Source organism: Coprococcus sp. AF21-14LB, assembly GCF_003458885.1.
GTDB lineage: Bacteria > Bacillota > Clostridia > Lachnospirales > Lachnospiraceae > UBA9414.
The window spans coordinates 1-9,879 of the sequence record NZ_QRVX01000066.1 but is presented as its reverse complement, the minus strand read 5'-3'; the positions used below and the strand labels follow the sequence as shown (position 1 = coordinate 9,879).

At 41.8% G+C, this 9,879-nt stretch carries 9 protein-coding genes; 7 read left to right on the top strand and 2 right to left on the bottom strand.

Annotated elements, in window-relative coordinates; all coding sequences use genetic code 11:
- Nucleotides 1-110: 110 nt before the first annotated feature.
- From DWX73_RS11905 to DWX73_RS11890, 4 genes are read left to right on the top strand one after another with little or no spacing between them, the layout of a single operon-like run.
- Nucleotides 111-1,091, top strand: a complete 981-nt coding sequence (locus tag DWX73_RS11905) for a substrate-binding domain-containing protein (RefSeq protein WP_118348966.1) — start codon at nucleotides 111-113, stop codon at nucleotides 1,089-1,091.
- A gap of 38 nt (nucleotides 1,092-1,129) precedes the next feature.
- Nucleotides 1,130-2,860 carry an alpha-amylase family glycosyl hydrolase gene (locus DWX73_RS11900; protein WP_118348967.1) on the top strand — a complete coding sequence of 577 codons (1,731 nt, stop codon included), beginning with the start codon at nucleotides 1,130-1,132 and terminating at the stop codon, nucleotides 2,858-2,860.
- A complete protein-coding gene (locus DWX73_RS11895) occupies nucleotides 2,835-3,521 on the top strand; it encodes a TraX family protein (protein ID WP_118348965.1) in 687 nt (228 codons plus the stop codon). The genes DWX73_RS11900 and DWX73_RS11895 overlap by 26 nt, the downstream gene beginning before the upstream one ends.
- Before the next feature lie 22 nt (nucleotides 3,522-3,543).
- Complete coding sequence (locus DWX73_RS11890; RefSeq protein WP_118348964.1) at nucleotides 3,544-4,089, top strand: DUF5662 family protein; 546 nt, start codon at nucleotides 3,544-3,546, stop codon at nucleotides 4,087-4,089.
- Between the two features lie 72 nt (nucleotides 4,090-4,161).
- Here the strand turns inward: DWX73_RS11890 and DWX73_RS11885 are convergent, their stop codons facing one another.
- Nucleotides 4,162-4,647 (bottom strand): S-ribosylhomocysteine lyase, encoded by a 486-nt coding sequence (locus DWX73_RS11885; RefSeq protein ID WP_118348963.1) that lies wholly within the window; start codon nucleotides 4,645-4,647, stop codon nucleotides 4,162-4,164.
- A gap of 89 nt (nucleotides 4,648-4,736) precedes the next feature.
- Here DWX73_RS11885 and DWX73_RS11880 point away from each other — a divergent pair, with 89 nt between their 5' ends.
- The 3 genes from DWX73_RS11880 to DWX73_RS11870 all read left to right on the top strand — a co-directional run bounded on the left by DWX73_RS11880 (nucleotide 4,737) and on the right by DWX73_RS11870 (nucleotide 7,920).
- Entirely contained in the window at nucleotides 4,737-5,360 is a 624-nt protein-coding gene (locus DWX73_RS11880; protein ID WP_118348962.1) for a histidine phosphatase family protein, read from the top strand.
- A gap of 65 nt (nucleotides 5,361-5,425) precedes the next feature.
- Nucleotides 5,426-6,430 (top strand): tryptophan--tRNA ligase, encoded by a 1,005-nt coding sequence (gene trpS, locus DWX73_RS11875; RefSeq protein WP_118348961.1) that lies wholly within the window; start codon nucleotides 5,426-5,428, stop codon nucleotides 6,428-6,430.
- Nucleotides 6,431-6,519: 89 nt separating this feature from the next.
- On the top strand, nucleotides 6,520-7,920 hold the full coding sequence (locus DWX73_RS11870) for an MATE family efflux transporter (protein WP_118348960.1): 1,401 nt from the start codon (nucleotides 6,520-6,522) through the stop codon (nucleotides 7,918-7,920).
- A gap of 109 nt (nucleotides 7,921-8,029) precedes the next feature.
- On the opposite strand, the gene DWX73_RS11865 is transcribed toward DWX73_RS11870, so the two are convergent.
- Nucleotides 8,030-9,661: an ABC-F family ATP-binding cassette domain-containing protein gene (locus DWX73_RS11865; protein WP_118348959.1), complete on the bottom strand. Its 1,632-nt coding sequence runs from the start codon at nucleotides 9,659-9,661 to the stop codon at nucleotides 8,030-8,032.
- Between the last annotated feature and the right edge of the window lie 218 nt (nucleotides 9,662-9,879).

Sequence of the window (9,879 nt, the reverse complement as noted above, 5' to 3'; positions counted from 1 at the left end):
GTGCTTTGTAGTATAGCTTCTTGAAACTATTATTGCACAGAGTAAGGAGATTGAAAATCTTTCATTACTATTTGTGCCGCCGACTGAAAGGCGGCGGAATGGAGATTAAGATGAAAAAAAGAATTTTTGCAGCAATAACCATATTGTTATTATTGTTCGGCCTCGCCGGATGCAAGAAAGATGTAGGAACACCGGAGGATAATGCAAAACCACAGGAGCCGGAGGAAGAGGTGGAAACATACCGGTTTGGATTCTCAGCGATTACGATGGAGAATCCGTATTATGGAGCGTTGGAATCTGCTGTGCGGGAGCATGTGGAGAATAGTGGAAGTACATTGATAACAAAAGATCCAAAGTTGGATGCGGATCTGCAGATTACTCAGATTGATGAGATGATTGAAGAAGGAATTCAGGCAATCTTTTTGACACCGGTAGATTGGGAAGCTATTGAACCGGCGCTTCAGCATTTGAAAGATGCAGATGTGAAAATTATCAATCTGGATACGGAAGTGAAGAATCTTGATATGATAGATGCATATGTTGGTTCGGATAATACGGCAGCAGGGGAGCTTTGCGGAAAACAGCTTGTAGAAGAAGCGCCGGACGGAGGACGGATTGTTCTTCTTGAATGTCCAACAATGAATTCCATTAATGACCGTATCACAGGATTTGAGACAGCTATTAGTGAAAAAGGATTTGAAATTGTTGGAAGGAGCGATGTACGGGGAGATCGACAAAGTTCACTTGCGGCAGCCAGAGAATTGCTTTTGGCACATGAAGATGTGACGGCGATTATGTGCGGAAATGATCAGATTGCCCTTGGAGCCCTTGATGCAGTAAAGGAACTGAAGAGAACGGAGGTTCGGATTTACAGTGTAGACGGATCACCGGAATTAAAAAAGGAGTTGGAGAAACCGGATACTCCTGTGGCAGGGACAAGTGGACAGGCGCCGATTAAGATGGCAAAAGATGCGGTTGAGACAGCGATTCTTATGATGCAGGGAGAAGACTATGAAGAGACCGTCTATGAGGAAGTCTTTTTTATCAATCAGGATAATGTTGACATTTATGGAACGGATGGATGGCAATAAATGTCAGCAAAGCTAACAGCAGAAAGGGATCATTCACTATGAAAAGAAAAAATGGAAGACCACTTCCTCTGGGAACAACAGTGTACGGAACATGCGTGAATTTTTCCGTGGCAGTGGAAGAAGAAAAGACATGCAGATTATTATTATACAGAGCCGGTACAGAGGAACCGGAGCAGATATTTGAGATGACGAAAGAAGACGCGATTGGTGAAGTGCGTTTTCTGGCAGTAGAAGGAATTGACGCGCGAAAATACGAATATAACTATGAAGTTGACGGTAAGCTCGTTATGGATCCTTATGTAAAGGAAATAGCCGGGAAAAAATGCTGGGGGCAAGTCGGTGACTCGAAAGAAATAAAGCTTCGCGGTAAGCTTGTTAGCAGCGCATATGATTGGGAGGAAGATAAGCTGCTGCAGATTCCGGAAGAGGAGGTCATTGCATATAATCTCCATGTGAGAGGGTTTACAAAAGACAGATCTTCCAGAATAAGAAAGAAAGGAACATTTGCCGGGGTGATTGAAAAAATCCCCTACTTATTGGAGTTGGGAGTCAATCAGATTCATTGTATGCCGGTCTATGAGTTTGAAGAATGCGGTGAGAAATATATAAATTATTGGGGATATGGTCCGTCATACTGTTTTGCGCCGAAATCAGCGTATGCTTCCAATGGACATAGTGTGAAGGAATTGAAAGATATGGTAAAAGCCTGTCATAAGGCGGGAATTGAAGTCATACTGAATCTGCCTTTTGATGAATCTATCCATCCACAGATGATTGTGGAGTGTCTGCATGCATATTTGATGGAATATCATGTAGACGGCTTTGTATTGAATCCGGCATTAGCGCCGATGAACAGCATTTTGAAAGATCCATTGCTAAAAGGATTGAAAATTATCTGTTATGACAATGGATTTCAGAACAGCATCCGGCGTTTTCTGAAAGGAGACGAGGGAATGGTACCGGAAGTTATGTGGCAGATGCGCAGACTTCCAAAGGCTGATCATACAATCAATTACATAACCAACCATACTGGGTTCACACTGACAGATCTGGTTTCTTATGATACAAAACATAATGAAGAAAATGGAGAGAATAATACAGATGGTCCGGATTGTAATTTCAGTTGGAACTGCGGGACGGAGGGGCCAACCAGGAAGAAGCAGATTCTGAAGCTGAGAGATGGACAGATAAGAAATGCCTTTCTAATGCTGCTGTTATCTCAGGGAACGCCTTGTATTTTAGCAGGAGATGAATTTGGAAACAGCCAAAATGGAAATAACAATGTGTACTGTCAGGATAATGAAACAGGATGGCTTAACTGGCATCGGGGAATGCGGGAGATGGAATTGACAGAGTTTGTTAAGGAACTGATCCGATTTCGGAAGGAGCATCCGGTTCTGCATCAGAATCACCTGCTGCTTGGGATGGATCAGAAGAGCTGCGGTGTTCCTGATATTTCCTATCATGGAGAAAATGCATGGCAGGCGCCGGATCAGTATGACAGCCGTCAGCTTGGAGTTTTTTTGAGCGGTGAAGCGCTGGAGACAGAAGACTGTTTTATTGCTTTAAACATGCATTGGGTAGAGCATACATTTGCGATACCAACGCTTTCAAAGAGCAAAGAATGGCACTTATCAGTATCCACACAAGATGGTGTCTTAGAGAATCCAATGCCGCTTGGGAAGAAGAAGAGTATTATAGTGCCGGGAAGAACGATTGTTGTATTGACAGGGAAAAGCAAAGATGAGGAAAAAGATGACAGGAATTAGTGGTTTTCAGCTGAAATGGATTGGAATTGTGACAATGGCCATTGATCATATCGGGCATGTATTATTTCCCCAGTGTTGGATACTGCGTGTTATTGGACGGCTTGCATTTCCTATTTTCTGCTTTTTGCTTGTGGAAGGGTTTCATTATACACATGATCGAAAGCGTTATGCATTGCGGCTTGCCGCATTCGCATTGATATCTGAATTGCCGTTTAATATAGCGATTTTTGGAAATTGGTTTGTACCGCAGCATCAGAATGTATTTTGGACATTGACAATTGGAGTATTGATGATGACGGCATTGGAATGGATCGATAAAAGACAGTCAGGGGCTGCTTTTGGGGTGCTGAAAATTGGTGCAGTACTGTTGGCAATGTTACTGACAGTGGTTCTTCGAACAGATTATTCAGAAAAAGGGATTTTTATGATTTTTCTGTTTTATATCTTTTATCAGAATCGAAGAGTGGCAGCGCTGTCAGTGGCCGGATACAATTTAGCTTTGTCACTGTGGCAGTTAGGTTCTGTACAAGGGGCAGCAGCGCTATCCGCAGTTCCTATTTTGTGTTATAATGGAAAAGAAGGGAAAAAGATGAAATATTTTTTCTATCTGTTCTATCCTGTACATTTGCTGTTGCTGCATGTGGTTTCCCTGATTGTTTAACGGAAGAGACGAGAGGTGTTTTATGAGACTTGCTAATATATGGGGACATTTGTGTACTATTACACATCACCGCCATATGGTGATGCGATTTTGTTTCTGTGTCGGATTGTATCGGCAGGGGCTGCTCCACGATCTGTCCAAATACAGTTGGACAGAATTCAAGGTTGGCTGTAAATATTATCAGGGTACACGAAGTCCCAATAATGCAGAGCGGGAAGAGACAGGATATTCAAAGGCATGGCTGCATCACAAGGGAAGAAACAGGCATCATTATGAATACTGGATTGATTATAGTATGAAGCCGGGAGAAGGGATGATTGGCCTGGAAATGCCGGTCAACTATGTCGTAGAAATGTTTCTTGATCGGATTGCTGCATCAAAAACATATGAGAGAGACGCATATACAGATCGAAGTCCGTTGAAGTATTATGAGCAAGGGGCAGTTGGAATGATGATCCATCCAAAAACAAGAAAGTTGTTAAAACATTTACTTGAGATGTTGGCAGAAAAAGGAGAACGAAAGACTTTTTCATATATCCGAAATACGATTTTAAAACACAATCATTAAAAAAATCCCAGCAGAAGCCGGTCTGTACTGGAAAGAACAGTGCTTTTGCTGGGATTTTTTGTAATGAAGATATTAGTCATTTGTTGGATAGAGCAGTCGTGAATCATCAATATCTGTCAGAACTTCCGTTAAATATTTGCGGGCGATATATTTTGCCATTGGAAGGTTCATATCCAGATAATTGCCGCAGTCTTTTGCGGAAGCACCAGGAATATCACCTTCAAATTCAGCAATAAATGTAAAAAGTTCTGTCATAAGCGGGATGATCTCTCGTGAAGTAAGGGAACCGCTAAGTAACAGATAAAAGCCTGTACGGCATCCCATTGGTCCAAAATAGATTGTCTTTGGTCCGGCAGTTGGGTGATTGCGTAAAAATGTGGCTGCAAGATGTTCGATTGTATGAATTTCAGCCGTATTCATAACAGGCTCTTCGTTTGGGTTGGTAATGCGGATATCAAATGTTGTAATCGGATGTCCTTCAACAAAGTCTACGCGGGACACATAAAGTCCTGGAATCAGACGAAGATGGTCTATTGTAAAGCTTGTGATTTTTTCCATAATGATAGAAAACCTCCTTTATTTTGTGATTTTTATTATAACGGACAGAGAAGAGAAATACAAGAAACTTTAGAAAGAGGAATGATGGAATGAAAATATATATTATCAGACACGGAGAAACAGACTGGAATCAGACAAGAAGAATGCAGGGACGAAAGGACGTTTTGCTGAATGCATTTGGAAGGCATTTGGCAGAAGAAACTAGAAAGGCACTTTTAGAGGTAAGCTTTGACGCAGTATATACAAGTCCGCTTGAGCGAGCAAAAGAAACAGCGCAGATTGTATCAGGAGGACGGGCGCCGATTTTTTGTGATGAGAGATTAATTGAGATGAGCTTTGGAATTTATGAAGGACTGTCTGCTGCAAAGGATAGTTGGAATATTCCAGACTTGGCATTTCAGAATTTTTTTGACGCACCGGACAAGTATGTTCCGCCAACAGAGGGAGAATCTTTTGAGGAAGCGAAGAGACGGTTGGAAGCATTTATGAAAGAGCTTCGAGAAAAGCAGCTAAAGACAGTGTTATTATCAACACATGGAGCGGTGCTTTGCGTACTTTTAAATCTGGTAGTAAAGAAAAAGGAATTGTCTGCTGTGTGGGACGGAGGCGTCCACAAAAACTGTGCTGTGACAATTTTGGAAGACGATGGCATGAACTATCACATTTTGGAAGAGAATCATACTTATTATAAAGATATTGTGAAACCGTGGTAGGTTGGATGCTTGACGATAGATCGAAGAATGATAAACTAAAAAAAGAACATTTGGGAGGGATTGACATGATAAATGATAAAAAAGTATTGTTCAGTGGAATGCAGGCAACAGGAAATCTGACACTTGGAAATTATCTGGGAGCATTGAAGAACTGGATTACACTGAGCGATGAGTATGAATGTTTTTACAGTGTTGTAGATATGCATTCGATTACCGTGCGCCAGGATCCGGCAACACTTCGCAAGAGAGCGAGAGCGCTTTTGACACTTTATATCGCCGCAGGACTGGATCCGAAGAAGAATTGTATTTATTATCAGTCGCATGTATCAGGACATGCGGAACTTGCATGGATTCTTAACTGCTTTACATATATGGGTGAGCTGAACCGGATGACACAGTTTAAAGATAAATCATCAAAACATGCAGACAATATCAATGCAGGTCTATTTACATATCCGGTATTGATGGCATCAGATATTCTGCTGTATCAGACAGATGTAGTTCCGGTTGGAATTGACCAGATGCAGCATTTGGAACTTACAAGAAACATTGCTGAGCGGTTTAACAATATTTATGGAGATGTATTTACTGTTCCGGAAGCGTATATCGGTAAAGTCGGAGCAAAGATTATGAGTCTTCAGGATCCGGCGAAAAAGATGTCTAAATCTGATGAGAATCCAAATGGAAGTATTTATCTGATGGATGATCCGGATACGATTATGAGAAAATTCAAGAGAGCTGTGACAGACTCTGAAGGAATGATCTGCTATCGTCCGGAGCAGCCGGGAGTTAAGAATCTCATTGATATCTATTGTGCATGTACCGGCAAGACTCCACAGGAGGTTGAGCGAGAATTTGCGGGTAAGGGTTATGGAGAATTGAAACCGGCTGTAGGAGAGGCTGTTATTGCCGTTTTGAAACCGCTTCAGGATGAAGTTGCGCGTCTTTCACAGGAGAAATCCTACCTTGACGGTATCATTAAGGAGAATGCTGAGAAGGCGAACTATTATGCGATGAAAACGCTTCGAAAAGTGCAGAAAAAGGTAGGTTTTCCAGAGCGGATTCGCTAAGAGCAAGTTGTACGATGAGAGTAAAGAAAGCGAGGGTTTGAAAAGACCTTCGCTTTTCAAAACATATGAGAAGGAGAAGAATACGGAAGATGGGAATTAGTCTGAAGAAATTATTTGCTCCGGCGGATATGACCGTTGGGAAACCCTGGGAGCAGATTGTAATATTTACGATACCGATGCTGATTGGAAATATTGCACAGCAGCTTTATAATACTGTAGATAGTATCGTTGTCGGAAGATATGTGGGTGATAATGCATTAGCAGCGGTTGGAAGTGCAAGTCCGATCTTTAATCTGCTGCTTGTGCTTTTTATTGGAATTTCTGTCGGTGCAAGCGTTATGGTGTCGCAATATTTTGGCGCGAAGCAGAGAGAAGAGTTGTCAAAGACGATTGGAAACTGCGTTACATTAACAGCTCTGGCGTCAGTAATTATTATGGTTTTAGGGGCAGTTTTAGTGAAGCCGCTTTTACATATGCTGAATACACCAGCGAGCATTATTGATTGGTGTGCTTCGTATTTAATGATTCTGCTGATGGGAATTGCCGGAGTTGCCTACTATAACATTCTGTGCGGAATACTGCGGGGATTAGGAGATTCAATATCTGCGCTCATCTATCTGCTGATCGCAACAGTTATTAATATTGTACTGGATATTTGGTTTGTGGCAGGATTGAAAATGGGAGTCGCAGGGGTGGCACTTGCCACTGTGATCGCGCAGGTTGTATCGGCAGTGCTGTGTATGATTAAACTGGCGCGAATGACAGCTGTTTTTGATATGAAATGGAAGTATTTGAAAATGGACCGCTTTCATGCAGCAACGATCATACGACTTGGGCTTCCATCTGGAGTTACCCAGGCAATTTTTTCCATGGCGATGGTTGTCGTACAGTCTTTGACGAACAGTTTCGGAGAAATGGTCATTGCGGCGAACGTCATTATTATGCGTGTAGACGGATTTGCTATGATGCCGAATTTTTCTTTTGGAACAGCGATGACAACTTATGCAGGACAAAATGTTGGAGCTAAGCGCTACGATCGGGTAGAACAGGGAGCAAAACAGGGAACATTGATTGCGGTAGGTGTTTCGGCAGTGATTACGGCGGCTATTCTTGTATTTGGTAAATATTTAATGGCAATTTTTACAACAACCTCTGAATTAGTGACGCTGAGCGCCAATATGATGAAAATTCTTGCAGTAGGATATATTGCAATGGCAGTGACTCAGAGTCTTTCCGGAGTGATGAGAGGGGCAGGAGATACGATGACTCCAATGTGGATCTCATTGATCACAACGGTACTGATCCGCGTACCTCTTGCTTATGGAATTTCATATCTTACAAGAACGCCGGAGTTGCCGACGGGAGATTACCGTTGTATTTTCATTTCTTTACTCAGTTCCTGGGTACTTGGAGCTGTGATCACAACAATCTGTTATCGCAGAGGAAAATGGAAAGAAAAAGGGCTAAAGACACAGAAAGCAGAGAACTAGAACAGGAAAAATCTCATAATAAAAACGCAGCCTTGTGTAAGAGTTACACAGAGCTGCGTTTTTTAGCAGAAATCGATGTGACTACATCCGACTGGCAGCAGAAACAGAATTAGTTGTCTTCTTCTGTCAGAGAATAGGTCTGGCGTTTTCTTGCCATTTCATCGCTTTCAAGATATTCATCATAAGTTGTCATCTTATCAATGAGCTTACCGCCCGGCATAATTTCCATGATACGGTTGGCAGTTGTCTGGACAACCTGGTGGTCATGAGAAGCAAAAAGAATGACGCCCGGGAATTTGATCAATCCGTTGTTCAGCGCGGTAATAGATTCCATATCCAGATGGTTTGTCGGCTCATCCAGAATTAGAATATTTGCACCGGAGATCATCATTTTTGATAAGAGACAGCGAACTTTCTCACCACCGGAAAGGACTTTTACTTTTTTCACGCCGTCTTCCCCGGCAAAAAGCATTCTTCCCAGGAAGCCACGAACGTATGTCACATCTTTTTCATCAGAATATTGCATAAGCCAGTCAGCAATCGTATAATCGTTGTCAAATTCTTTTGTACTGTCTTTCGGGAAGTATGCCTGGGAAGTTGTGACACCCCATTTGTAAGTTCCTTCATCTGGTTCGATTTCTCCTGTAAGAATACGGAACAGTGTTGTTTTCGCAAGTTCGTTACTTCCTACAAATGCTACTTTGTCTTCACGACCGATTGTGAAAGAAAGATTGTCCAGAACCTTTTCGCCATCAATTGTCTTAGACAGCCCTTCTACTGTCAGAACTTCATTACCAATTTCACGGTTTGGCTTGAAATCAATATAAGGATACTTACGGCTGGACGGACGAATTTCATCTAGCTGGATTTTCTCCAATGCACGTTTTCTTGAAGTTGCCTGTTTGGATTTTGAGGCATTGGCAGAGAAGCGGGAAATGAAATCCTGAAGTTCTTTAATCTTTTCTTCTTTCTTTTTGTTTGCTTCCTTCATCTGGCGGATAAGAAGCTGACTGGATTCATACCAGAAGTCGTAGTTTCCAGCAAACAGCTGGATTTTTCCGTAGTCGATATCTGCAGTCTGAGTACAAACCTTATTAAGGAAATAGCGGTCATGGGATACAACGATGACAGTGTTGTCAAAGTTGATCAGGAATTCTTCCAGCCATGCAATGGCATCTAAGTCAAGATGGTTTGTCGGCTCGTCCAAAAGCAGGATATCCGGGTTGCCGAAAAGAGCCTGGGCAAGGAGTACTTTTACTTTCTCAGGTCCTGTCAGGTCTTTCAGATACTTGTAATGAAGCTCTGTTTCGATGCCAAGTCCGTTGAGCAAAGAAGCGGCGTCAGCTTCGGCTTCCCAACCATTCATGGAGGCAAATTCGCCTTCTAATTCGCTGGCTTTGATACCGTCTTCTTCTGTAAAGTCTTCTTTGGCATATAGCACTTCTTTTTCTTTCATAATTTCATAAAGACGTGCATTCCCCATAATAACGGTATCCAGCACCATAAATTCATCGTATTTAAAATGGTCCTGCTGAAGGAAAGAAAGTCTTTCTCCCGGACTGATTGTGACAGTTCCGCTTGTCGGTTCTAATTGTCCTGAGAGAATCTTCAGAAATGTAGACTTACCGGCGCCATTGGCACCAATCAATCCATAGCAGTTTCCTTCGGTAAATTTAATATTTACATCTTCAAAAAGCGCTTTTTTACCAACTCGTAAAGTGATATTATTTGCACTAATCATATTGATATATCTCCTTTCATAACTCAGATTATCTAAATCAATTCATACACATACGGGTGTATTCTAACATATTGGCAAGGCGTTTTGCAAGGAGAGAGGGGGTTTTTGCCAGGGCAACCGCATAAAAAATAGTTAATACAAAAATCATCACTTTTCTTGTATACTAAAAGAAAAGTGGTGATTTTTATGTTGCAAATGAAAATGTATTTTTCAGATTT